Here is a 26,071-nt window from a genome sequence, read left to right as displayed (position 1 = left end):
AAATGCTATCCATGTTCTGAATATTATCAATTAACAATAAAATGTGATTAAGTTCACATTTTGTTTAAAAACAGGTTGTCCATAGTTGTACATAGTTGTCTATGGATGTATATTTAACTTAACCAATATTTTGGGGTAACCAATGAATATAAACAAATTTTCTAGCACACCACTTTACGTACAAGTGAAAGAGTGGATAAGAAATCAGATATATCGTAATGATTTGAAAGCTGGAGATAGAATTCCTTCAGAAAATGAGATTATGAGCATACTTTCTGTTAGTCGAGGCACAGTTAGAAAAGCGGTTGAATTATTGATTAATGAATCTGTTTTAGAACAAATTCAAGGAAAAGGAACTTATGTAAAAGCTGAAAATATCTCCTATCAATTAGGCTATGGTTTACAGTCATTTGCAGAATCGTTAGAGATGCAACATGTTAAGTTCACTACCGAAGTTATTACTAAAAGAGTTGAAAGAGCAAACGAATATATTAGTGGAAAATTACAAGTTCCAGTTAATTCGAACATTTTTTATATGGAACGGGTAAGAAGCGTTAATGGCGAAAAAATTATGTTTATAGAAAATAGAATCAATTTGTCTTTATGTCCAGAAATAGAGCATGTGGATTTTACAAAATATAGTTTATTTAGTGAATTAGAGCGGATTAGTCATAAAAAGATAGATCACTCGGATTGTCGATATTCAGCCCGAGTGGTAGGAAAAGAACGCGCAGATATATTAAATATTAGCGATATATCTCCAGTTCTTCATTTAGAACAATTAGTTTACTTTGATGATGGTCAGCCAATTGAATTTGGTAATGTATGGTTAAAGTCAAATGTTAACTACTTGGGGACAACACTTAGACGAAAGTAGGAGTAAATTATGGCATTAGTCAATGGGTATACTTTAATAGGTGAAGCTAAAAAACAGAAAACTTTAGCTGGCGCATTTAATACAACAAATTTGGAAACAACATTAGCCATATTAGATGCAATTGAGGAAAGTAATATTCCAAGTATGGTTCAAATTGCACCAACAAACATTGTGTTATCTGGTTACAAATATATTGTAGATATGGTACGTAATCGAGCTAGTACGATGAAAACACCCTTTTGTTTACATTTAGATCATGGAAAAACTTTTGAGGATGTAAGGCAAGCCGTTGAAGCTGGGTTTACCTCAATTATGATTGATGGTTCTCATTTACCTTTTGAAGAAAATATTCAATTGACGAAAAAAGTTGTCGACTTTTGTGGTGGATATAATATCCCTGTAGAAGCTGAATTAGGTGCTATTACTGGAAAAGAAGATGATGAGGTTAATGAAGCGGATCGTAAAACAGATCCTAATCAAGTCCTTGAGTTCGTGAAAAGAACTGGCTGTGCAACACTTGCCGTATCAGTTGGTAATGTTCATGGATTTGAACAACAACCGAAAATTGATTTTGATTTACTGGGTAAATTATCTGATATATCGCCAGTCTCACTAGTTATTCATGGAGGTTCAGGAATTGATGATCAAACTTTACAAAAAATTAGTCAATATAATGTAGTCAAACTTAATATTGGTGGTGATTTGCGTAGAGCTTATATTAGTTCAATTGGTAAACAATATGTTGCTAATAATAATGAATACAATCTTATTAAAGTTCTACTTAAAGCAAAAGGTGATGTTCAGCAAGTAGTTTACAACAAAATATTATCTATGAATTTATTAAACATCCATCATTAAAATAAAAATAGGTGGTCATTATGGAATTAGAACAATTGGATGACAATATTATATTTTTAAACAAAAACTTTTCAAGTCGAGAAGATATGTTTAAATCTATAAGTCATGAATTATTAGATAACAATTATGTGACTGAGCAATATTTAGAAAAAGTTATTCAAAGGGAAAATGAACATCCTACAGGATTTAAGTTGAAAACACTAAATGTTGCTATGCCTCATGTAGACTGCGAATTTGTTAAAAAAGATGGCATGTTTGTTGTAACCAGTAAAGAAGGCATTATTTTTAAAAATGCAGAGACTGATGAGGATCTACCCGTCAATATTATATTTGGATTGTTACTTAAACAATCCGATACACATTTAACTTTTTTAATGAAATTAGCATCATCGTTCAGCAATGACATGATTTTGCAAAAGATAGTTGAAAGTAATAACAAATTTGAAATTAAAAATATTTTAAAAGATATTTTGAAATAAGGAGCATCATTATGAAAAAAAGAATTATTTTTGCCTGTACTAGCGGTATTGCTACTTCAACTATTGCAACGGAAAAAGTCAAAAATTATTGTGCTGAACACGGAATTGAAGTCGAAAACATTCAGTCAGATGTGGCAACGGTTCAATCTCAAGATGGTATGGCTGACTTAATTATTGTGACTTCTAAAGTATCCTATAAGTTAGAAAAAACACCAATTATCAATGGAGTACCTTTAATCACTACAATAGGTGAAGAAGATGTCCTGGCCGAAATCGTTAGGATTTTGAAAGGGGATTGATTATGGCTGACAAACTACTGGAAGTTGTTCAATACATATTAGGATTTGGTCCGACCGTCATGTTGCCTGTTGTGATCTTTATTATGGCACTTTGTTTAGGTGTAAAGATAGGTCGGGCAATTCGTTCATCATTAACCATTGGTATGGGTTTTGTTGGTATTTTTGTTATCTTCGACCTATTGGGTACGAGCCTAGGCAGTGCCACCTCGGACTTAGTTGAACATGCAGGAATTCATTTACCAGTAATCGATTTGGGATGGCCTCCATTGGCAGCAATTGCTTGGGCATCTCCGATTGCACCTTTTGTAATACCAATGACCATTATTATTAATATTGTAATGTTAACCCTAAATTGGACTAAAACAGTTGATATTGATTTGTGGAATTTTTGGCATTTTACCTTTGTTGGTGCATTAGTTTACAGCAGTACTGGTAGTTTTATGTATGGGTTAATTATAGCAGGCATAACTGCAGTAATAACCTTTATTCTTGCTGATTGGTGTGCCCCTATGATTCAAAAATATTTTGAATTACCGGGTATATCATTACCGACACTTTCTTCTGTCATTTTCTTTCCTATCGGTGTATTAGGCAATCTAATATTAGATAAAATACCAGGATTGCAAAAATTACATGCTGATCCCGAAACTATTCAAAAAAGATTTGGTATATTTGGCGAGCCGATGATGATTGGATTTGTGATAGGAGGGGCAATAGGAATTGCAGCAGGTTATGATGTTAAAGGTATTTTAAATTTAGCTATCAATCTTGGTGCTGTAATGTTAATTATGCCGAGAATGGTTAAATTGTTAATGGAAGGATTATTGCCATTGTCTGATGCGGTAAAACAATTTTTGAATAAAAAGTTTCCTAACAGAAAAAACTTATACATCGGCTTGGATATTGCTGTTGCTGTTGGTCATCCGTCCGTACTTTCCACTGCATTATTATTAATTCCTGTCGGCTTGATTTTATCAATTATTTTACCTGGCAACCGACTATTACCATTAGGTGATTTAACAAATATTTGGGTGCCTATATCAATGGTGGTATTAGCTTGTCGTGGTAATATCGTCAGATCATTTATCATAGGTATACCTTGTTTAATTGCTAATCTTTATGTTGCTTCATCTGTAGCACCAATTATTACCAATATTGCAAAAAGTATTAATTTTCCAGTAAAAACCGACGGTGAATTTTCAAGTCTATTAGATGGTGGCAATCCTTATCGTTTTTGGGCAGTCAAAGTATTTGAAGGAAATTATATTGCTCTAGCTTTAATTCCAATAATATTTGTGACTTGTTTCATATTGTATCGTCATACAAAGAAATCTTGGGATATAGCCTAAAAAATAACGTACACCCATATTATTAATCAATGTATTAAATCAGATAAGTTAACTTATCTGAATAGGGAAAGCTACAATTTTTTTAAAGATAAGTTGTTTCAAATATATAAATAAATTGAATTTTTTATTTTGGGTGTACATTTGATTTGCTTGAAAATAATAGACAAAAAGAGTAAATAAGGAGGTTAATATGTATTCAATTGGCGTTGATATTGGGACGACAAATTGTAAATTGTGTGTTTTTGAATTGCCATCTTTAAAACTAGTAAATAGCTTTTCTTTTGTTACACCAAAAGTAATCACAAAATATGGTTCTGATTTTGATATTACAGAGTTATACAATCAATTAGAAAAAGGGATAATTGAGATAATTGGCTCACTTTCTGATCCTGAACAAGTAAAAAATATTGCGATTGCTAGTGTGGGTGAGTCTGGTGTTCTTATTGATGAAAAAGGAGATGTTGTAGGTCCTGCTATCACATGGTATGACACAAGGACAAAAAATAATCTCGCGGATATTAATACAAAATTTAGTGATGACGAACTTTATACCATTACAGGTATTCCTATTCATAGTAATTATAGTTTAACTAAAATTTTATGGATAAAAGAAAACTGTGATATTAACCTAAATAAAGTTAAATGGTTATGCATAGCCGAATATATTGCATATAAATTAACTGATGTTAAAAAAGCTGAACCTTCATTAGCATCAAGAACCTTGGTTTATGATTTAAAAAACCATTGTTGGTCAGAAAAAATTTCGTCAATTTTTAAAATTAATAACTTATTTTCTGATTTTGTTCAATCAGGTAAAAATATTGAGAAATTAAAGTCATCATTAGCAAGTAAACTTAATTGTAGTCAGCCTATTTATGTATCAATTGGTGGTCATGATCATATGTGTGGTTCTATAGCCGCTAGACTTAAATCAGGAGAAATACTTAATTCGACTGGTACTACTGAAGGATTGTTGCTTTTACTTAAACAAGCTAATTTTGATAAAAGCTTTTTAAACAGTCATTTGTCAAACGGTCAATATGTAATTGATGATTTATATACTCTTTATGCATCTCTTCCTTCGGCTGGATATAGTATTGAATGGTTTAAACGGACTTATTGTGTAAGTAATGAAGATTTTGATCTACTTATCGAATCACTATTTAATAAACTCTCCGATATTAACTATATAAAGCAGAAGTTAAATATTTTCATTCCACATTTACGTGGTAGTGGCCCTCCGAAACGTAATATTGATTCTAAAGGCTTATGGTATGGTTTTGCTGAAAACAGCTCTTTACAAGACACATTGTTGGCTATTTTTCAGGGATTATGTTTTGAACTAAAAAATATACTTATAACTATTGAGAAACTAACTTCTACTCATCATCCAATAATAAAAGTGATAGGAGCAGCTGCAAAAAATCCAGTTTGGTTGCAGTTAAAGGCCGATATTCTTGGAAGAGAAATAGTATCTTGTAATATCAAAGAAGCCGTATGTAAAGGGGCAGTTATGTTAGCGGGGTATCAAAATCATTATTTAGATAAAGATATTGATAATCAATTTGAAAATCAAATAGTCAGATATATGCCTAATCAACAAATAACGCAATATTATGACCAAGTATTTAATAACTATTATCAACCATTTTATGATTTAAAAACTCAATTAGAATTCCATCGAAAAAAGGGTAATTAAAATGAAAGCGTCAGTGTGTTATAAGCAAAATGATTTAAGAACAGAAGATCTTCCTATTCCTGAAATTTCCGATAATGAAGTATTAATAAAAATGCTTGCATGTGGTTTATGCGGTACTGATATTCAAAAGATTCGTGGTGATTCAGTCAATAAACCTACAGTTTTAGGACATGAAGTTGTCGGTGAAATTGTCAAAAAAGGTAAAAATGTTAGCAAGTTTGAGATAGGGGATAGAGTGATCACTGCTATACATGTCCCTTGTTTTACTTGTCACTATTGTAATAAAGGACACTATACGATTTGTGAACAATTTAGAACCAATAATATCGATCCCGGTGGATTTGCTGAGTTTATTCGTATCCCTAAATTACATTTGAACCATTTAACTCATAAAGTTTCAAATAATGTAACCGATGAAGAAGCTACATTAATCGAACCTATTGCCTGTTGTTTACATGGATTAAAGCAAGCAGATATTAGACCAAATGATAGTGTTTTAATCATGGGAGCAGGAACAATTGGGATATTACATGCTCAATTAGCCAAGATTAAAGGTGCCAATAAAGTGATTGTCAGTGATATGTCCAAATTTAAATTACAAAAAGCACTAAACGTTGGTTGTGATTATGCAATAAATATTAAGGAAAAAAATATTATAGATGAGGTGAATAAAATCACTGATGGCCAAGGTGTCGATGTAATAGTTATTGCTGCTGGTGTTTCCTCTTTAGTTGCAGATGCCGTTAATATGGTAAGAAGAGCTGGTAAAATAATCGTATTTTCAGGATTTGATAAAAATAAATTAGTCACACTTGATGTCAATCGTTTTTTCAAAGATGAGATATCCATTATTGGAACCTATTCCGTTACACCGTATGAGTTTCCTGAGGCGTTAGATCTACTTGAAAAAAGGAAACTCAACACAAAAGAGATGATAACCCATGTTTATCCATTAAATAAATTAAGCGAAGCTATTGATATATCAACGAACCCAGAACAGCCAGTATTAAAAGTTATTATTAAAGCTGAAGTTTAGAACAGTATTATTATTTATATTTACTAGACTTTTGAAATTATGAAATGAGTAAAATTTAAAGTAAGGTAGCACCGATGAAAAAGATACCGATTATTCTGATTTTAACAGTATTATTGTTTAACTTTTTTTCTATTAGTTATGCCTTATATTTAAATTTTACTGAATATCAATTTGATATTTTGTCAACGTTACTCTATTTAGTGATATTGTCTTCTATCGTATTTTTAATCAATTTAATCATTAAAAAAAATACTAAAGCACCGATTTTTCTATCTTATTATTTTGTTCTTTGCTTAATTACCACTATGGCAGAAATTACTTATCTGTCTTACCAAGAAATAGGAACTAGTAATAACATGATCTACTTTCTAATCTATTTTTCACTTTTTATTTATGTCACTAAATCAATTAGTCTAAAAAAATATTTTTCTACTAAAAACAATTAATAATGATTTTTATAGACTGAAAAATATCAATTTTTGCTTTATCAGCCATGGTTCAACAGATTTGAATCAACTACAATAATTTTAATAATGTTTGTAAACTTCTCGACTTCTTTTAAAAGAAATACATCGGATTAAGTTAATAACTAAAGCATATAAAAATATATTTATACACAATCAGTGTTATCATACCCAATTTGTATCTTAGTTATAAAAAATATTATTATGCAAAATAACGCTGTAACATGGTTTTTATATATTATTAGAACATCTAACCAATCATTGTATACTGGAATCACAACAGATGTATCTAGGCGGTTACAGCAGCATCAAAATGGTCGTGGCGCTAAATATCTAAAAGGTCATAAAGATATTTATGTTGTTTATCAAATAAAAGTTGGCGACAGGTCTACCGCTTTAAAATTAGAGTATCGTATAAAGCAACTTTCCAAGCTGAAAAAAGAACAATTGGTTGCAAACTCTCCAGACTTAACTAATTTATTAACATTACTCAATCAATAATCGACTAATTAATTTTATGCAAAGTTTTGGATTTATAACCGCAATCTATTTGGATTTATTATTTACTTTATCAGTTAATATTTAGAATATCGACATCAATTGTAATGGTGGCGCTTTAAGGGCATTTATCTGTTGGTTGAATTCAGATAGTTGTCGTTTCCAAAAATCAATATCAGTTATCCATGGAAAGGCAATAGGAAAGGCTGGATCTTGCCAACGCTCAATAATCCATGCCAGATGATGAATTATTCGCATTGCTCGTAAAGGCTCAATCAATTTAAGTTGTTCTTTATCGAAATCATAAAACTCTTGATACAATTCAAGCAGTTCATCTAACTGTAGGCGTTGTTCTTGTTGATTACCATAGAGCAACATCCAAAGATCTTGAATTGCTGGGCCATTACGAGAATCATCAAAATCTAAGAATATAGCATTATCATCACGCCACAAAATATTACCAGCATGGCAATCAGCATGTAATCGTATTGGTTGCCAATCATTATGCCAATATTGTTCAATCGTTTTGATCAGCTTGCTCAATACTGTTTTGAGATCGAGTTGAATGCTATTGGGAATATAGGTTGAGGATAATAAGATCTCTTGCGGGCGATAAACATATTCCTCAAGTCCAATAGTTGGGCGGTATGAAAAAGTTTCAGTTGCACCAATTTGATGTATACGACCAATCATCGTACCTACCGATTCCATTTGATTTGGATTATCCATTTCATAGGGTCTACCACCCAAACTAGGAAATAAAGCGAATAGATAGCCTTGATATTCATGTAATGTCTTATTATTGATTACGAGTGGCGACACTACAGGAATATCAGCACGGTATAATTGTTCAGTAAATTGGTGTTCTTCAAGTATTTGTTCTCGACTCCAACGATGAGGACGATAAAATTTTGCAACATAACGTTTATGTTCTTCATCGTGAAATTGATAGACGCGATTTTCATAACTATTTAAAGCCGTTAAACCCGAATCTATATATATGCCAATTGAAGCCAAACTCTCGACAATAAGATCGGGTGATAATAATTGAAATGAAAATGCTGAACTATCCATTGAATGATTCCTCTAGTTACTGTTGATTAAACCATTCATCTAGTTTTTGTTTTAATGCTTCAAGTCCAACTCGTTTAGGTGATGAAAATGGTGCAACAGTAATATCACCTTGGAAAGGTAAAATGGCTTCTTTTACCATATTAACTTGCTTCTTAACAGCACCAGAGGCAAGTTTATCCGCTTTAGTCAGTAACAACATGACTGGAATTTCAACCGAAACTGCCCATTGAATCATCTGTTGATCTAAATCTTTTAAAGGATGTCTTATGTCCATTAAAACAACTAGCCCCAATAAACTTTCGCGTTTTTGTAAATATTCTCCTAGCGATTTTTGCCATTGGCGTTTTATCGCTTCAGGAACTTGGGCATAGCCATAACCCGGTAAATCCACTAAACGGCAATTTTTTTCTACCTCAAAAAGATTGATTAATTGGGTTCGCCCAGGTGTTTTACTCGTACGAGCTAAAGACTTCTGGTTAGTTAATGTGTTGAGTGCGCTGGATTTACCTGCATTAGATCGACCAGCAAATGCTACCTCTACACCACTATCACTGGGTAAATGAGAAATATCTGGAGCACTTAAAATAAAATGTGTTTTTGCATAATTTAATGGACGAATATCAGTCATAAAAAGTATCCTTTAAATGCTTTAACGGCACTTAATTGATTTAAATGCCGCTACTGTATAGAAAAACTCAAGCATTGACAACTTTTTCGACTGCTTTTGTAAATCGCATCATGCCTTCTCGAATCTCTTCTTCCGAAATAATTAACGATGGCGTGAAACGCAACACATTTGGCCCTGCATTTAATATCATCACTTTAAATTCTGTTGCAACATTTAAAAAATCACGGGCTTTATGGTGGAATTCTGGTTGTAACTCTGCCCCTAATAATAGACCTTTACCCCGATATTCTCGAAATACTCTAAATTTATCATTAATGTTTTCAAGATGCTCAATGAAGATTGCACGACGTTTTTGTACCCCCTCTAAAACCTCTGCGGTGTTAATGATATCAAATGCTTCACAACCAACTGCACAGGCCAAAGGATTACCGCCATAAGTTGTACCATGGACGCCGGGATGCATTACTGTAGCAATGTCTTCTGTTGTTAACATAGCACTAATTGGAAATCCACCCCCAAGCGCTTTGGCAGAAGTCAAAATATCAGGTGTTACACCATATTGTTGATAAGTATATAAGCTTCCAGTTCGGCCCATTCCACATTGAACCTCGTCAAAAATGAGTAAGGCATGATATTTATCACAAAGCTCGCGAACACCTTGTAAAAACTCAAGTGATGCGCAGGTTAATCCCCCTTCACCTTGTACAGGTTCTAGCACAACGGCACAGGTATGATCGTCTATCACTGCTTTTACTGCATCCAGATTATTAAATGGAACATGGATAATGTCAGCAGGTTTTGGACCAAAACCATCTGAATATTTAGCTTGACCACCGACAGAGACTGTAAAAAATGTTCGTCCATGAAAAGATTGATGAAAGGCGATAATTTTAGTTTTATAAGGATTGTATTTTTCAATAGCATAATAGCGAGCCAATTTGAAAGCCGCCTCATTTGCTTCTGCTCCAGAATTGGCAAAAAAGATGCGATCAGCAAAAGTATTATCAATAAGTTTTTGTGCTAAATTTAAGGCTGGCTCATTGGTAAAAACATTACTAACATGCCATATTTTTTCACTTTGTTCATGCAATGCTTTAACTAGTCTAGGATGGCAATGACCAAGGGCATTGACTGCAATACCACCAGCAAAATCAATATATTCTTCACCATTTTGATCCCATACTCGGCTACCTTTCCCTTTAACTGGTATAAATTGGGCTGGCGCATAAACGGGTAAAATGATCTTATCAAATAGTTGGCGTGTGATCTTTGGCTGCATTGTTAAATCCTTATCTGTTTTTATTGAATAAATTACCATTTATTTTATGCTAATTAATAGCAGAGTAAAGTAAATAATTATTCAAATATAATGAATTAATATTCATCTGTAAAAAATTTTTAAATTCAAAACATATTCAATAATTTACTTCTTTTCTTTAATTATTTTCAGGTATAATCGAATTCTGTTGGTTAATTGCATCTAAAAGAGTTAAAAATGAGTCGTATTATTTATTGCCATTATTTAAAAAAAGAAGCAGACGGTTTAGATTTTCAGCTTTATCCTGGTGAACTTGGTAAACGAATTTTCAATGAAATATCAAAGCCTGCATGGCAAGAATGGCTCAAAAAGCAAACCATGTTAATTAACGAAAATAAACTTAATATGATGAATCCAGAGCATCGTAAACAGATTGAAGCAGAAATGATTAAATTTTTATTTGAAGGTGAAGAAGTTGTTATTGATGGATATAAACCCCAAAACTGAGGTATAACATGAAAAACAATAAAAAGATCATTACGTTGTTTATAGCAATGAGCCTTTTAAATGGATGTTCAGGTGGTAATTCATCTAAGAATAATGAAGATTTTTATATTAAAGACACCAATGCTTTCAATATTTTAATTGGTCAATATGCGAATAATATAGAAGAAATTTGGGGGCCTCAGGAAGTCCTTATCGCTGGCCCAAAAGATTATGTTCAGTATGAGGATAATTTACAAACTCGAGTTCATATCAACTTTGTTTCTGGTGTGATAACAATTGAAACTTTGTCTGATTCTCCCATAGAATCGTTAAAAGAAGCGATAGTTTCAACATTACTAATGCCCGAACCTGTCGATATCATACGTCATGATAAAATTAGTCAAGATTTGTCACAAGAGCCTTTCTTATACAATCAAGTATTAGACCAAGAACGGCAACCTATTCGTTGGAGTGGTCGAGCGAATAATTTTGCTGATTATGTGCTGGCTAATAACTTGAAAATTCGCCCATCGGGCATGCACAGCATTACTTATGTGGAAATTAAATTGGTTCCGAATCACATTAATGAACGAGCAAGAAAATTCTTACCATTGGTGACGGAAGCTTCAAACCGCTATTTCATTGATGAGCGTTTAATTTTAGCAATTATGGAAGTCGAGTCTGCTTTTAACCCTTATGCGGTAAGTCGCTCGGATGCGCTTGGGTTAATGCAAGTTCAGCAGCATACTGCAGGACGTGATATTTTCCAATTACGTGGTAAATCAGGAGAACCAACGAGGAAATATTTACTTGATCCTCGTAATAATGTCGATATGGGTACCGCTTATTTATCATTATTAAAAACGAAATATTTGGCAGGTATTAATAATCCTGTATCTTTAAGGTATGCAATGATTACTTCTTATAATGGTGGGGCAGGTAGTGTATTGCGGACGTTTTCTAATGATCGTGATCGCGCAATTGATATTATAAATTCAATGACACCACAACAAGTTTTTCGAAAAATAGTCACATCACATGTTTCTCAAGAATCACGTAATTATCTGATAAAAGTAAGTAATATATTAGATAACAGATAACATTATGTTATCTAATAATAGCTATCACGGATAAGATAAGGAACTAAGAATGAAATTATAATTTTATCGGCAGTAATATCTTTAAAAAAATAAGATTTTTGTGGTTTAAAAATTTTTTAATAAAAAAAAACGTGATCTACTTCAAATTTTGAGTATACTATGCGTCTCATAAAACCCTAGTTTTTTTGAGGATGTTAGTTTGAGTACCGATAAACTTGTGGATTCATATTCCCCCGCACAAATGACACAAATTGCCGAAGACCTTGGCAACTACAAATTAAGTAAACACCCATGTAGTACGATTTTATCTGCTATTATTGCAGGTGTGTTTATCTCTATTGCTTTCGTATTTTATATTACCGTAACAACTGGCACCGCAACTGTTGCTTTTGGTTTAGCCAAACTAGTTGGTGGCATATGTTTCTCATTAGGATTAATGTTGGTTGTTTGTTGTGGTGCTGATCTTTTTACGTCAACTGTACTAACGATATTACCTAAAATGACTCATAAAGTTACGTGGAAGAAAATGATCCGTAATTGGATTTTAGTCTATGTTGGTAACTTTATTGGTGCTATACTGTTTGTAACAGTTATTTGGTTTTCTGGTCAATATATGGTTGCTGATGGATTGTGGGGATTAAATGTCCTGCAAACAGCGGATCATAAGTTACACCATACTTTTATTGAAGCCGTCTTTCTTGGTTTATTGGCTAATTTGATGGTTTGTTTGGCAGCTTGGTTAAGTTATGCTGGACGTAGCTTACTTGATAAAATGTTAATTATGGTTTTACCTGTAGCAATGTTTGTTGCTAGCGGTTTTGAACATAGCATTGCGAATATGTTTATGATCCCTATGGGAATTGTAATTAATAATTTTGCATCGCCTGAGTTTTGGACTGCAGTAGGGGTATCACCAGATACATTTAAAGAACTAACTGTAGAGCATTTTATTTTAAATAATCTAATTCCTGTAACAATTGGGAATATTTTAGGTGGGTTAGCTGTTGCGCTACCATATTGGGCTTTATATTTACGTAAACCACATTGATTTTAAGATATTTATCCTCATATTGGAGAGGATAAATAGGTATTTTTGTAAACCTGAGGTTAATAATTATGAGTAATTTAAACGAAGTACAAGCAAAGGCTTGGAAAGGATTTAAAGAAGGTGATTGGCAAAATAATGTCAATGTTCGTGATTTCATTCAAACAAATTACACACCTTATGAGGGTGATGAATCTTTCTTAGCTGGCGCTACCGATGCTACCACTAAATTGTGGGACAAAGTGATGGAAGGCATCAAATTTGAAAACTCCACTCATACACCAGTTGATTTTGATACAAGTGTAATTTCTACTATCACTGCTCATGATGCGGGTTATATCGAAAAGGATTTAGAGAAGATTGTTGGTTTACAAACTGAAAAACCATTAAAACGAGCTATTATCCCGTTTGGTGGTATCAAGATGATTGAAAACTCTTGTAAAGCTTACGATAGAACTTTAGATCCATTAGTCAAAAAAATCTTTACTGAATACCGTAAAACTCACAACCAAGGTGTGTTTGATATTTATACTCCAGATATCCTTCGTTGTCGTAAATCAGGTGTTATTACTGGTCTTCCTGATGCGTACGGCCGTGGTCGTATCATTGGTGACTACCGTCGTGTGGCACTTTACGGTATTGATTACTTAATGCAAGATAAATTTGCTCAATTCACTTCTTTACAAGCTGACTTTGAAAATGGTGTTGATTTACCAATGACCATGCAACGTCGTGAAGAAATTGCTGAGCAACATCGTGCACTTGGTCAAATTAAAGAAATGGCTGCAAAATATGGTTTTGATATTTCAGCTCCAGCTACAACGGCACAAGAAGCTGTTCAATGGACCTATTTTGGTTACTTAGCTGCAGTTAAATCTCAAAATGGTGCAGCAATGTCATTAGGTCGTACTTCGACTTTCTTTGATATTTATTTCCAACGTGATTTAGAAGCAGGTCTAATCACTGAGCAAGAAGCACAAGAAATTGTTGACCATTTCGTGATGAAATTACGTATGGTTCGTTTCTTACGTACACCTGAATATGATGAATTATTCTCTGGTGATCCAATTTGGGCAACTGAATCTATCGCTGGTATGGGTATTGATGGCCGTACATTAGTAACTAAGACTTCTTTCCGTTTCTTAAATACTTTATATACAATGGGTCCATCACCAGAACCAAACATGACTATCCTTTGGTCAGAACACTTACCAAGTGGATTTAAAGAATTCGCATCTAAAGTATCAATTGATACTTCATCATTACAATATGAAAATGATGATTTAATGCGTCCAGACTTTAACAACGATGACTATGCAATTGCGTGTTGTGTAAGCCCAATGATTGTCGGTAAACAAATGCAATTCTTCGGTGCTCGTGCTAACCTTGCAAAAACTCTTCTATACGCAATCAACGGCGGTGTGGATGAAAAATTAAAAATGCAAGTTGGTCCTAAAGAAGATCCAATCACTGACGAATATCTTGATTTTGATAAAGTGTTCGCTCGTTTAGATCACTTTATGGATTGGTTAGCAAAACAATACGTGACAGCTTTAAATGCTATTCACTATATGCACGACAAATATAGCTATGAAGCATCATTAATGGCGTTACATGACCGTGATGTTATTCGTACTATGGCTTGTGGTATTGCAGGTCTATCTGTTGCAGCTGACTCATTATCTGCAATTAAATATGCGAAAGTGAAAACGATCCGTGATGAAGATGGTTTAGCAACTGATTTTGAAATCGAAGGTGAATATCCACAATTCGGTAACAATGATCCGCGTGTAGATGATATTGCTGTTGATTTAGTTGAACGTTTCATGAAGAAAATTCAAAAACTTAAAACTTATCGTAATGCAATTCCTACTCAATCAGTATTAACCATTACTTCAAACGTTGTATATGGTAAGAAAACTGGTAATACTCCAGATGGTCGTCGCGCTGGTGCTCCATTCGGACCAGGTGCTAACCCAATGCACGGACGTGACCAAAAAGGTGCGGTTGCTTCATTAACATCTGTTGCTAAACTTCCGTTTGCTTACGCTAAAGATGGTATTTCATATACTTTCTCTATCGTTCCAAATGCTTTAGGTAAAGATGATGATGCACGTAAACGTAACCTAGCAGGTTTAATGGATGGTTATTTCCATCATGAAGCTACTGTTGAAGGTGGTCAGCATTTAAATGTTAACGTATTAAACCGTGAAACATTATTAGATGCTATGGAACACCCTGAAAAATATCCACAATTAACAATTCGTGTATCTGGATATGCAGTGCGTTTCAATTCATTAACTAAAGAGCAACAAAAAGACGTTATTACACGTACTTTCACTCAATCAATGTAATTTGGTTAACTGAAAAACTAAACTTAAATAGCGCCTTTAAGGCGCTATTTTTTTATTAAGTAGCAAAAATAGCTGTTTTAAAGTTAACAAAATTGTAGTACAGCAAGCATTATTAAATATGGTTGTTTTTTGTATAATTTAGTCAAAAACAAAACATATCAATTAATGCAATTGGTGTATGCAAAGTATTATCTGAGTTAGAATAAGAATTAAAATATAAAGCAAAAAGCAATGTGAGTAATTATTAGAGAATATTTATGGAACAAAACATTATTATGACAACGAAACTACCTATAAAAGGTCGTATTCATTCTTTTGAATCCTTTGGTACTGTTGATGGTCCTGGAATTCGCTTCATTGTTTTTTTTCAAGGCTGTTTAATGCGCTGTTTGTACTGCCATAATCGTGACACTTGGGATTTAAAAGCTGGGCGAGAAGTCACTGTTGAAGAACTGATGAAAGAAATTGTTTCTTATAAAAGTTTTATCATGCCTAATGGCGGTGGTGTTACAGCATCAGGTGGCGAAGCTACCTTACAATCTGAATTTATCACTGAATGGTTTAAAGCCTGCCATGAAGAAGGTATCAGTACGTGTTTAGATACTAATGGTTATGCTAGACAGTTAGACCAAACGGTTGATGATCTTTTAGATGTCACAGACTTAGTGATGCTTGACTTGAAACAAGTCAATGATGAAATCCATCAAAAACTTGTCGGAGTATCTAATAAACGTGTTCTTGAATTTGCCAAACATCTACAAAAAATTAATAAACGGACTTGGATCCGCTACGTAGTGGTTCCTGGATGGACGGACGACGACGACTCAGCACATTTACTGGGTAAGTTTATTGAAGGTATGGATAATATTGAACGAGTGGAACTACTTCCTTATCATAAGATGGGCGCTTATAAATGGGATACCATGGGGGATGAATACAAATTACAAGGAGTAGAAGCGCCTCCTCGTGAAACACTTGATAGAATCCAAGCGATTATAGAAAGTTATGGTCAACCAGTAACATTCAGTAAGTAATAAGCTATCGACACTTAATAGGCACCTATAATGGTGCCTTATTTGTATTTATTTTAATTTTTTGCGCTTTACCGCACGTAATAGATAAATGCCACCTTCTAAAGCCAAAACACAAACGGATAACCAAATAAGCCCATATGGAACGATGTGCTCTTTAGATACCGATTCATGCAAAAATAACACCGAAACAAGAGTTAGCAGTACTGGCTCTACGTATCCCAGTAATCCAAATAAACCAAGTGGTAATAACCGTCTCGCAACAAAATACATGGCAAAAGCAATGGCAGTAATGATACCGAGCATTGGAATAAAAATATGAAAGTGAGATAGGTCACTTATAACCTGATTAAAAGAGTAGTGTAAAATAAAATAAATAAGGCAGCCTACAAAGATAAAAAAGAAATCGGAAAATGTCCCTGAAATGCCCTCTATTTGCAATTTACGGCGTGTCATAAAGTAAATTGGGTAACCCAATGCAATAACGGCTGTTTCCCACGAAAACGCGCCAGTTATATAAATTTCCAAAACAACACCTATGCTGGCGAGCACGACTGCTATTTTTTGAAAAATACTTAGCTTTTCTTTATAAAATATTTGCCCGAAAATGACCATCGTTAATGGCAGTAAAAAGTAGCCTAATGAAGCTGATAATCCATGTCCATTGATCGGAGCCCAAATAAAAATTAACATTTGGATGGTCAACAGAAATGAAGAAAATATTAGACCAATTAAAATCAGTGGCTGTTGTTTAATTCGCATAAATAAATTGATAATAGCTGACCACTGTTTTTCGACAATAATTAGTATAATTATTGCGGGAAAGGAGGTTAATAATCGCCAACAAAAAATATCAACAACTGACAATGGTTCTAATAGAACAGGGTAGTAATATAGTAAACCAAAAAGACATGATGCAAATATTGAAAGCGCAACGCCCTTTATCATTCTTTCACCTTTGTTAATAAAAAATAGCGCTAATGATTAGCGCTATTATCTATATGTAATGTAGTGGAATAAATTTTATTTATCCAATTACCTCAACACCATTCATATAAGGTACTAATACGGATGGAATTCTAATTGTTCCATCTGCTTGCTGATAGTTTTCCATAATTGCAACTAACGTGCGTCCTACAGCTAAACCAGAGCCATTTAACGTATGTACTAAATAAGTTTTATTATCAGCTTTATTGCGATAACGCGCTTGCATACGGCGTGCTTGGAAATCCCACATATTAGAGCAAGAAGAAATTTCACGGTAAGTATTTTGAGCCGGTACCCACACTTCAAGATCATATGTTTTACAGGAACCAAAGCCCATATCACCTGTACATAATACAATTTTACGATACGGTAATTCTAGTAATTGTAATACTTTTTCTGCATGTACGGTTAACTCTTCTAAAGCTTTCATAGATTCTTCTGGTTTAACAATTTGCACCAGTTCTACTTTGTCAAATTGATGCATACGGATTAAACCGCGAGTATCTTTACCATAAGAACCCGCTTCAGAACGGAAACATGGAGTATGTGCAGTCATTTTCATAGGTAACGCGCTTTCATCAAGAATCTCGTCACGAACCAAATTGGTTACTGGTACTTCAGCAGTTGGAATAAGCGCGTAATTACTGCTTTCTGATTCTTCATCTAGTGGTTTTGTGTGAAATAAGTCACCTGCAAATTTTGGTAATTGTCCTGTACCGAATAAAGTGGCCTGATTGACAAGATAGGGCACATAAATTTCAGCATAACCATGCTGCTCTGTGTGAAGATCTAACATAAATTGTGTGATAGCACGATGTAGGCGGGCTATCTGTGACTTCATAACAACAAAACGTGCGCCAGTTAGTTTTACACCTGCAGCAAAGTCTAATCCTCCAAAACGTTCGCCTAATGCAACATGATCTTGGATTGGAAAGTCAAATGTTCTTGGGGTTCCAAAGCGAGAAACTTCGACATTGTCGTTTTCGTCTTTACCATCAGGTACAGAGTCATCAGGAATATTCGGAATAGTAGAGGTGATATCTTTAATTTTAGTTAGTAAGATTTCAAGCTCAGCTTTAGCATTATTCAGTTTTTCACCGAGTTTATTAACTTCTTCACGTACGGCTGTAATGTCTTCGCCTCGAGCTTTAGCTTCACCAATAGCTTTAGAACGAGCATTACGCTGTGCTTGTAAGCTTTCAGTTTCAACTTGCAGTACTTTGCGTTTTTCTTCTAGTTGACTAATAGTATCAACATCTAATTTAAATCCACGACGAGCTAACTTTTTAGCGACAACATTTAATTCATTTCGGAGTAAATTCGGATCCAACATAAATAACGTCCATTCTCATTAATAAGGAAATATCTTTCTACTTTAACAGTTATTCTAATATAGTTAACAAAACATATAAATCAAAAAGTAGATTGATTATAGATATTAAATTTTGTGAGCTTAGTATACTAGAATTATATCGGGATTCAACCGCAATGGCGCACCCGAAGGGATTCGAACCCCTGACCGCTCGGTTCGAAGCCGAGTGCTCTATCCAGCTGAGCTACGGATGCGTGTAAGTTCGTAAAAAAATGGTGCATCCGAAGGGATTCGAACCCCTGACCGCCCGGTTCGTAGCCGGGTACTCTATCCAGCTGAGCTACGGATGCATTTTGAATTTGTTAAAATGGTGCATCCGAAGGGATTCGAACCCCTGACCGCCCGGTTCGTAGCCGGGTACTCTATCCAGCTGAGCTACGGATGCATATTTTAATTTTTTAAAATGGCGGTGAGAGAGGGATTCGAACCCTCGATGCAGCTTTTGACCGCATACTCCCTTAGCAGGGGAGCGCCTTCAGCCTCTCGGCCATCTCACCAAAAACATTATGACTTTGCTTGAACAACAAAATCATAATGTCGTGGCGCACATATTACGTTTTACAAAAAATAAGTCAAACATTTTTTTGCTTACGCGTGCTAGTTGTTTATTTCATGCCCAAAATTACTCTTTGGACTCGGGTAATTCATCATTTTTGTTCTGAGATTGATGAATTCTATTGTATATCTCTTCTCGATGAATTGAGACTTCTTTAGGTGCATTAATACCGATTCTGACTTGATTACCCTTCACCCCAAGAATAGTAATAACAACATCATCACCAATAATTAGTGTTTCACCTACTCTCCTAGTTAAAATTAACATTAGATCTCCTAATATCAGTTAAGTATACATCACAATTTTAAGATATAGCTTCGTCAGCCCCCCATCAATATGACAGAAAGACGGAATTTTACAGAAATATTCAAATATTCGATTAATAAATATCTTATTAACCAATATTAGAATATATCTGGCTAACTTGCTTGTAATTTATTACTGATTTCCTTTTTCATTGAAGACAATGCTTCTGGTAATGCTAACAGATCCATTCCACCTGCTTGGGCGAAATCAGGCCGCCCACCGCCTTTACCACCTACTTTTAATGCTAATTGGGAAACTAATTCGCCAGCTTTGACAATATTGATTAAATCATTTGTTACGCCAGCGGCTAAGTTGATTTTGTCATCATTAACAGCAGCCAAAATAATTACTCCTGTTTTTAATTGATTTTTAAGATCATCAATCATAGTACGTAATACTTTTGCCTCGACATTATCAAGTTTAGCAATTAGTAAATTTTTATTATTGATTTTTTCACATTGATTAATTAATTGTGCGCTTTGTTGGCTAGCTTTTTGCGCCTTTAATTGCTCGATGTTTTTTTCAAGTAGTTTAGTTTGTTCGAGCAACTGCTCTACACGAACTAAAACTGCTGATTTATCGCTTTTAACCAATTGTGCAATTTGGCTTAATAAATTTGCTTCATGGTGTATAAAATCCATCGCATTTTGTCCAGAGGTTGCCTCAATACGGCGAACTCCAGAAGCGATGCTTGATTCAGATATTATTTTAAATAAGCCTATATCGCCCGTTCTATCTACATGAGTACCACCACATAATTCAATTGAGAAATCGCCCATAGTTAGAACACGAACAATATCTTCATATTTTTCACCAAATAGCGCCATTGCCCCTTTATTTCTAGCTTCATCTATTGGCATCAGTTCAACGTCAACAGGTAGATTACAACGAATTTGTTGGTTAACTAGATTTTCAATTTCAACAATTTGTTCTTGTGTGATGCTTTGATTATGCGAAAAATCAAAACGCAGATAGCTGTCATTCACTAAAGAACCTTTCTGATGAACATGGCTACCTAAAATTTGTTGTAATGCAGCTTGTAATAAATGAGTCGCTGAATGATTGCGTCTAATACGTTCTCTTAACTCAACATCAATTGCCGCTGTTACTAAATCACCAACTTTAAGGGAACCTTTAACAAGGTTACCGATATGGCCAATGCTTTTGCCATATTTTTGGCTATCTAAAACAGTAAATTCGGCGTTTGCAGAAGTTAATAAACCTTTATCACCAATTTGTCCGCCTGATTCTCCATAAAATGGCGTCTTATCTAAGATGATAATAGCTTCTTCACCAGCATTGGCGCTTTCTACTTTTTTACCATTTTGGAAAATGGCAATTACTTTCCCTGATGCTTCGGTAGCTTGATAACCTAAAAATTCGGTTTTATCATCAAGTTTAATCACATTGCTATAGTCAACACTAAAAGCACTTGATTCACGAGCACGTTTACGTTGTTCTTCCATACATTGATTAAATCCATCTTCATCAATGGTAATATTTTTTTCGCGACATACATCTGCGGTTAAATCTAATGGAAAACCAAATGTATCGTAAAGTTTAAATGCAACATCGCCGGGTAACACCGAATCGGTGATTTTAACCAATTCTTGGTCAAGTAAAAACAATCCTCGTTCTAATGTTTTTAAGAATTGCTCTTCTTCAATTTTAAGTGCATCTTCAACTATTTTTTGATTTTTCGCTAATTCAACTGCTGCACTTCCCATTACATCAATGAGAGGCTTAACTAATTTGTAAAAGAATATTCCTTTAGCACCTAACATATGTCCATGACGCACTGCCCGTCGAATAATGCGACGTAAAACATAGCCGCGACCTTCATTAGAAGGCAATACGCCATCAGAAATTAAAAATGCACAAGAACGAATATGGTCAGCAATAACACGTAAAGATTTACTTTCTAAATCTTTCGTTTGAATTATTTGTGCTGCATCATGAATTAATTTCTTAAATAAATCGATTTCATAATTGGAATTAACATGTTGTAAAACAGCAGCAATTCTTTCTAAGCCCATACCCGTATCGACCGATGGCTTAGGTAATGGTTCCATTGTGCCATCAGGATGACGATTAAACTGCATAAAGACAATGTTCCAAATTTCAATGAAACGATCACCATCTTCTTCTGGGCTGCCTGGAGGTCCTCCCCAAATATGATCACCATGATCATAAAAAATTTCTGTACACGGTCCACATGGTCCTGTATCACCCATTTGCCAGAAGTTATCTGAAGCATAGGGAGCCCCTTTGTTGTCACCAATACGCACGATACGTTCTTTGGGTATACCAATTTCTTTTTCCCAAATTGCGTATGCTTCATCATCTGTTTCATAAACAGTGACGGTTAATTTTTCTTTAGGAAGATTAAACCATTTTTCACTGGTTAATAGCTCCCAAGCAAAATGAATCGCATCATGTTTAAAATAGTCACCGAAACTAAAGTTTCCTAACATTTCAAAAAAAGTATGATGTCGAGCAGTATAACCCACATTATCCAAATCATTGTGTTTACCGCCAGCGCGAACACAGCGTTGTGCCGTTGTTGCTCTGGTATAAGGACGTTTTTCTATCCCTAGAAATACATCCTTGAACTGATTCATTCCAGCGTTGGTAAATAATAGCGTTGGGTCATTATGAGGAACAAGGGAACTACTTGCTACAATTTCATGTCCTTTGCTATTGAAAAAGTCAAGAAAAGTTTGACGAATTTCTGCAGTGCTTTTCATTTAGGCATCCATATAAACGATAAATTTTTAAACATAGTAATATACCTGTTACAACTAAAGTTGAAAAGTAAAGAAAAGTAAAATATTCTTTATAATACAGTTGATCTAGCTAATATTACATGCAAATAAAAGGAAAAATAAATTGATTTAGTGAGCTTAACTAATGGGTATTGAATAATTTAATTCTCGTGTATTTTAGATATTATCAAAATTTAAGTCAATAAATTATACACATCTTTTATATCGTCTTGAGTATAACCTCGAGTAACTAAAAATTGCATTACTTTCTGTTTTTCCGAGATATTTTTAACATTAACTTGTTTAAATTTTTTTAATAATTGCTTATGGGCATTATACGACCAATTTATATCTAATATACGTAAAAGTTCATGGATTAAGTCAGTGGATAGACCGCGTTGTTTTAATTCCATAGCAATTTTATATCTTCCATAACCTTTATTAGCACGCATAACAATATATTTTTCAATATATTGTGTATCGTTCATCCAATTTTGATTTGTACAATATTGAATTACATCAGCGGTTTCTATTCTAAGTTGGTTTAATTGCTCATAGTATTCATCCTCTGAACATTTTATTTTCTTTGTAAAAAATTGGATGATTTTATTCGTTAGTTCGTAGGATGAATGATCGCGCTGTGCAAGTAATTGCACAGCTTTATTTAAGATTAATTTATTGAGTTTTTTGTCCATTATTCAAAGCTTTCATCTTCCGATGTAGTATCTACGTCATCCGCAGCAAAAACGGCAGGACTATTTAATAATAAATCACGTAGTTTTGTTTCAAGCTCTTTGGCTATTTCTGGATGTTCTTGTAAAAATTTGATTGAATTCGCTTTGCCTTGACCAACTTTTTCGCCATTGTAGCTATACCAAGCACCTGCTTTATCAACTAATTTATGTTTAACACCTAGATCAATCAATTCACCTTCTTTAGAAATACCACAACCGTAAAGAATCTGGAATTCAGCTTGTCTAAATGGTGCAGCAACTTTATTTTTCACTACTTTTACACGTGTATCACTACCAATGACATCTTCACCTTCTTTTACTGCGCCAATGCGTCGAATATCTAAACGAACAGATGCATAGAATTTAAGTGCATTACCGCCAGTAGTTGTCTCTGGATTACCAAACATTACACCAATTTTCATACGAATTTGGTTAATAAATACCACTAAGCAGTTAGCATTTTTAATATTTGCAGTTAATTTACGTAAAGCTTGTGACATTAAGCGAGCTTGTAATCCCATATGTGAATCGCCCATTTCGCCTTCAATTTCTGCTTTAGGTGTTAATGCCGCTACTGAGTCAACAATAATAACATCAACAGCACCAGAACGAACTAAGGCATCACAAATTTCAAGTGCCTGTTCACCAGTATCAGGCTGAGAAACTAATAGATCATCAACTTGCACACCTAATTTAGCCGCATAAATTGGATCTAAAGCATGTTCAGCATCAATAAATGCGCATGTTTTACCTTCTTTTTGCGCTTGGGCGATAACTGATAAAGTTAATGTTGTCTTACCTGATGATTCTGGTCCAAAAATTTCAACGATTCGACCCATTGGTAAGCCGCCAATACCTAATGCAATATCGAGTCCTAAAGATCCAGTAGAGACAGAATCAACATCTAACGTTTGGGTATCCCCTAAACGCATAATAGAACCTTTACCAAATTGTTTTTCTATTTGACTTAATGCAGCTGAAAGTGCTCGTTGTTTGTTTTCGTTCATATTATAAAATTCCAATGAGTTAGTATATTGATATACATTATACTGTATTGTTATACAGTATCAAGTTTTTTTTATATCCAATAATCATTTAGTTAATAATGGGAAATGCTTCACAATTTTTTTCAAAATATTACTGGTTATCGTCTAATTGATTGTAACAAATGGTGACGAAACGATAATATTCAAGATTAGATGTAAACCGATAAATGGATTTGATAGCGATATAACTTTGTATAAGGTTATTATGAGATTTTATTTATTTTTTCTTTGAGATAAAATTTTAAATTCAGCGTGTAAAAAATATTGTTTAACCAACTGAAATACTCAAAATCAAGTAATCAAATTATGCTAATGGGGGTAGGTAATACTTTCATAAAAAAATGTCATTTGATATGATTAGCAAAGAAGACGTTTTAGTCATTGTTGTATATTAAAAGTAGTTATCCCACTTGCAATTGAGTAAAAGTAATTTATCAATTATTTACTTAAAGGTTATGCTAATCTGAAACATCTTTACACTTAACTGAATTATCAAATTAAAGGGAAATAATGACTGTTGATAAGCAACAATATGTTTTATGCTCGCACTGCGATTTGGTCATAGAATTATCCGATATAACAATAGGACATAAAGCTATATGTCCTCGTTGTAATACTACATTAGCCAAAAAAAGCATTAATATGAAATTTCGAGCCACAATGTATGCTGTTTGTTCACTCATTATGATTATTGTTGCTTGTGGTTTTATTTTTATTGATATTCGCCTAGTCGGTAATTTTAATGGTGTAAGTGTTTTAGATATACCTAAAACTCTTTTTTTTGATAAATATAGTTATATTTCAGCGCTATTTATTTTATTTGTTTTAATTTTTCCCATAATAAATCTATTAATTATTAGTTTGCTTTGTTCAAAGTTTACAGTGTCAAAATATCGCAAAAGAGATTTATTAATTATTTATGAAAAATTTAAACATTGGTGTATGCCTGAAATATTTATAACAGGCATTTTGGTTAGCTTTGTAAAATTAATGAGCTATGGCAGTATAGGTGTTACAAGTACATTTTGGGCGTTTTGTTTATTTGTCTTTTTTTATATAAAAGCACAAGTAATTTTTTCACCTGAAACAATTTGGGAAGAAATTCATACCAATAATTTTGCTCAAGCACCATTAAAAGTTGGTAAGACGGCAATTAGTCAAAATTTGAAGCTGTGTGGTTGTTGCCATGCTATGATGCCAATCGCTTATGCTAAATGCCCAAGATGTAAACAGAAAAGTGCTGTAAGAAATCGCGACAAAATACAATGGACGATAGCATTATTGGTCACTTCACTAATTATTTATATTCCTGCAAATGTATTTGGAATCATGATAACAGTCGTTTTGGGTTCACCGTCAACGTCGACAATTATGGATGGTGTTATTTATATGTGGCAGGCGGGTGATGTACCTGTAGCATTAGTTATTTTTGTTGCCAGCATAGTTATTCCAATTTTGAAAATAATTTCATTAAGTTGGCTTTGCTATTTTGCAATAGCTGTGAAAAAGAAAAATAAACATAATTGCCTAAAAATGAAAAAATTATATGGTGCAGTAGAATTTATTGGCAAATGGTCAATGATTGATATATTTGTTGTATCAGTTGTTTGTTCACTAGTTAGAAATCAACAAATGATGGGGGTTTATCCTGATATAGGCGTTACATTTTTCGCAACTGTTGTGATTATCACTATGATTGCATCGCAAAAATTTGATCCGCGTTTAATTTGGGATCATTCTCCAAATAAAAGTTATAATAAATAGGAACAT

Annotated in this window: 24 protein-coding genes and 4 tRNA genes; 15 read left to right on the top strand and 13 right to left on the bottom strand. The window is 33.8% G+C overall.

Annotated elements, in window-relative coordinates; all coding sequences use genetic code 11:
- Nucleotides 1-142 precede the first annotated feature (142 nt).
- The 9 genes from H3S73_RS03400 to H3S73_RS03360 all read left to right on the top strand — a co-directional run bounded on the left by H3S73_RS03400 (nt 143) and on the right by H3S73_RS03360 (nt 7,562).
- Nucleotides 143-877, top strand: a complete 735-nt coding sequence (locus H3S73_RS03400) for a GntR family transcriptional regulator (protein WP_039127009.1) — start codon at nt 143-145, stop codon at nt 875-877.
- 9 nt (nt 878-886) lie between these two features.
- Nucleotides 887-1,735 carry a class II aldolase gene (locus tag H3S73_RS03395; RefSeq protein WP_025314740.1) on the top strand — a complete coding sequence of 283 codons (849 nt, stop codon included), beginning with the start codon at nt 887-889 and terminating at the stop codon, nt 1,733-1,735.
- A 20-nt stretch (nt 1,736-1,755) separates the two neighbouring features.
- Nucleotides 1,756-2,214 carry a PTS sugar transporter subunit IIA gene (locus H3S73_RS03390; RefSeq protein WP_025314741.1) on the top strand — a complete coding sequence of 153 codons (459 nt, stop codon included), beginning with the start codon at nt 1,756-1,758 and terminating at the stop codon, nt 2,212-2,214.
- A gap of 11 nt (nt 2,215-2,225) precedes the next feature.
- Nucleotides 2,226-2,513, top strand: a complete 288-nt coding sequence (locus H3S73_RS03385; RefSeq protein WP_025314742.1) for a PTS sugar transporter subunit IIB — start codon at nt 2,226-2,228, stop codon at nt 2,511-2,513.
- A 2-nt stretch (nt 2,514-2,515) separates the two neighbouring features.
- A complete protein-coding gene (locus tag H3S73_RS03380) occupies nt 2,516-3,862 on the top strand; it encodes a PTS galactitol transporter subunit IIC (RefSeq protein WP_039127019.1) in 1,347 nt (448 codons plus the stop codon).
- 190 nt (nt 3,863-4,052) lie between these two features.
- Nucleotides 4,053-5,561, top strand: a complete 1,509-nt coding sequence (locus H3S73_RS03375; RefSeq protein WP_198226460.1) for an L-fuculokinase — start codon at nt 4,053-4,055, stop codon at nt 5,559-5,561.
- 1 nt (nt 5,562) lies between these two features.
- Nucleotides 5,563-6,597 (top strand): zinc-dependent dehydrogenase, encoded by a 1,035-nt coding sequence (locus H3S73_RS03370; protein WP_198235581.1) that lies wholly within the window; start codon nt 5,563-5,565, stop codon nt 6,595-6,597.
- Between the two features lie 74 nt (nt 6,598-6,671).
- On the top strand, nt 6,672-7,043 hold the full coding sequence (locus tag H3S73_RS03365) for a hypothetical protein (protein WP_025314746.1): 372 nt from the start codon (nt 6,672-6,674) through the stop codon (nt 7,041-7,043).
- A 222-nt stretch (nt 7,044-7,265) separates the two neighbouring features.
- Nucleotides 7,266-7,562: a GIY-YIG nuclease family protein gene (locus tag H3S73_RS03360; RefSeq protein ID WP_025314747.1), complete on the top strand. Its 297-nt coding sequence runs from the start codon at nt 7,266-7,268 to the stop codon at nt 7,560-7,562.
- Nucleotides 7,563-7,643: 81 nt separating this feature from the next.
- Here H3S73_RS03360 and H3S73_RS03355 read toward each other — a convergent pair whose 3' ends face one another.
- The 3 genes from H3S73_RS03355 to H3S73_RS03345 form a co-directional block, all read right to left on the bottom strand.
- Nucleotides 7,644-8,633, bottom strand: a complete 990-nt coding sequence (locus tag H3S73_RS03355; RefSeq protein WP_144091832.1) for a serine/threonine protein kinase — start codon at nt 8,631-8,633, stop codon at nt 7,644-7,646.
- A 16-nt stretch (nt 8,634-8,649) separates the two neighbouring features.
- The gene (yihA, locus tag H3S73_RS03350; RefSeq protein WP_039127030.1) at nt 8,650-9,261 is read right to left on the bottom strand and encodes a ribosome biogenesis GTP-binding protein YihA/YsxC; all 612 of its coding nucleotides are present in this window, start codon (nt 9,259-9,261) and stop codon (nt 8,650-8,652) included.
- 67 nt (nt 9,262-9,328) lie between these two features.
- Nucleotides 9,329-10,540 carry an aspartate aminotransferase family protein gene (locus tag H3S73_RS03345; protein WP_039127032.1) on the bottom strand — a complete coding sequence of 404 codons (1,212 nt, stop codon included), beginning with the start codon at nt 10,538-10,540 and terminating at the stop codon, nt 9,329-9,331.
- 216 nt (nt 10,541-10,756) lie between these two features.
- On the opposite strand from H3S73_RS03345, the gene H3S73_RS03340 reads away from it, so the two are divergent.
- From H3S73_RS03340 to pflA, 5 genes are all read left to right on the top strand, one after another.
- The gene (locus H3S73_RS03340) at nt 10,757-11,026 is read left to right on the top strand and encodes an oxidative damage protection protein (RefSeq protein ID WP_039127035.1); all 270 of its coding nucleotides are present in this window, start codon (nt 10,757-10,759) and stop codon (nt 11,024-11,026) included.
- An 8-nt stretch (nt 11,027-11,034) separates the two neighbouring features.
- A complete protein-coding gene (gene mltC, locus H3S73_RS03335) occupies nt 11,035-12,105 on the top strand; it encodes a membrane-bound lytic murein transglycosylase MltC (RefSeq protein ID WP_086326725.1) in 1,071 nt (356 codons plus the stop codon).
- A 199-nt stretch (nt 12,106-12,304) separates the two neighbouring features.
- Nucleotides 12,305-13,153 (top strand): formate transporter FocA, encoded by an 849-nt coding sequence (focA, locus tag H3S73_RS03330; protein WP_232352919.1) that lies wholly within the window; start codon nt 12,305-12,307, stop codon nt 13,151-13,153.
- A 68-nt stretch (nt 13,154-13,221) separates the two neighbouring features.
- Nucleotides 13,222-15,504 carry a formate C-acetyltransferase gene (gene pflB / locus H3S73_RS03325; protein ID WP_039127042.1) on the top strand — a complete coding sequence of 761 codons (2,283 nt, stop codon included), beginning with the start codon at nt 13,222-13,224 and terminating at the stop codon, nt 15,502-15,504.
- A gap of 275 nt (nt 15,505-15,779) precedes the next feature.
- The gene (gene pflA / locus H3S73_RS03320) at nt 15,780-16,538 is read left to right on the top strand and encodes a pyruvate formate lyase 1-activating protein (RefSeq protein WP_198235580.1); all 759 of its coding nucleotides are present in this window, start codon (nt 15,780-15,782) and stop codon (nt 16,536-16,538) included.
- Between the two features lie 48 nt (nt 16,539-16,586).
- Here the strand turns inward: pflA and rarD are convergent, their stop codons facing one another.
- The 10 genes from rarD to recA all read right to left on the bottom strand — a co-directional run bounded on the left by rarD (nt 16,587) and on the right by recA (nt 24,262).
- Nucleotides 16,587-17,483 carry an EamA family transporter RarD gene (gene rarD / locus H3S73_RS03315; protein WP_198235579.1) on the bottom strand — a complete coding sequence of 299 codons (897 nt, stop codon included), beginning with the start codon at nt 17,481-17,483 and terminating at the stop codon, nt 16,587-16,589.
- Nucleotides 17,484-17,562: 79 nt separating this feature from the next.
- Entirely contained in the window at nt 17,563-18,855 is a 1,293-nt protein-coding gene (serS, locus tag H3S73_RS03310; RefSeq protein WP_198235578.1) for a serine--tRNA ligase, read from the bottom strand.
- A gap of 156 nt (nt 18,856-19,011) precedes the next feature.
- Nucleotides 19,012-19,088: transfer RNA gene (locus tag H3S73_RS03305), tRNA-Arg, on the bottom strand.
- A 19-nt stretch (nt 19,089-19,107) separates the two neighbouring features.
- A tRNA-Arg gene (locus H3S73_RS03300) sits at nt 19,108-19,184 on the bottom strand.
- Nucleotides 19,185-19,202: 18 nt separating this feature from the next.
- Nucleotides 19,203-19,279, bottom strand: a tRNA-Arg gene (locus tag H3S73_RS03295).
- A 19-nt stretch (nt 19,280-19,298) separates the two neighbouring features.
- Nucleotides 19,299-19,391, bottom strand: a tRNA-Ser gene (locus H3S73_RS03290).
- 125 nt (nt 19,392-19,516) lie between these two features.
- The gene (csrA, locus tag H3S73_RS03285) at nt 19,517-19,717 is read right to left on the bottom strand and encodes a carbon storage regulator CsrA (RefSeq protein WP_198235577.1); all 201 of its coding nucleotides are present in this window, start codon (nt 19,715-19,717) and stop codon (nt 19,517-19,519) included.
- A 152-nt stretch (nt 19,718-19,869) separates the two neighbouring features.
- Nucleotides 19,870-22,503: an alanine--tRNA ligase gene (gene alaS, locus H3S73_RS03280; protein WP_198235576.1), complete on the bottom strand. Its 2,634-nt coding sequence runs from the start codon at nt 22,501-22,503 to the stop codon at nt 19,870-19,872.
- Between the two features lie 212 nt (nt 22,504-22,715).
- Entirely contained in the window at nt 22,716-23,216 is a 501-nt protein-coding gene (locus tag H3S73_RS03275; RefSeq protein ID WP_198226468.1) for a regulatory protein RecX, read from the bottom strand.
- Entirely contained in the window at nt 23,216-24,262 is a 1,047-nt protein-coding gene (gene recA / locus H3S73_RS03270; RefSeq protein ID WP_025314760.1) for a recombinase RecA, read from the bottom strand. The genes H3S73_RS03275 and recA overlap by 1 nt, the downstream gene beginning before the upstream one ends.
- Nucleotides 24,263-24,811: 549 nt before the next feature.
- Between recA and H3S73_RS03265 the strand changes: the two genes are divergently transcribed.
- Complete coding sequence (locus H3S73_RS03265) at nt 24,812-26,065, top strand: PqiA/YebS family transporter subunit (protein WP_198226470.1); 1,254 nt, start codon at nt 24,812-24,814, stop codon at nt 26,063-26,065.
- The last annotated feature ends 6 nt before the right edge of the window (nt 26,066-26,071 follow it).

The sequence above is a fragment of the Gilliamella sp. B14384G12 genome, assembly GCF_016101825.1.
Classification (GTDB): domain Bacteria; phylum Pseudomonadota; class Gammaproteobacteria; order Enterobacterales; family Orbaceae; genus Gilliamella; species Gilliamella apicola_N.
The sequence above is the reverse complement of the archived record's forward strand: the minus strand, read 5'-3'. Positions and strand labels throughout refer to the sequence as shown.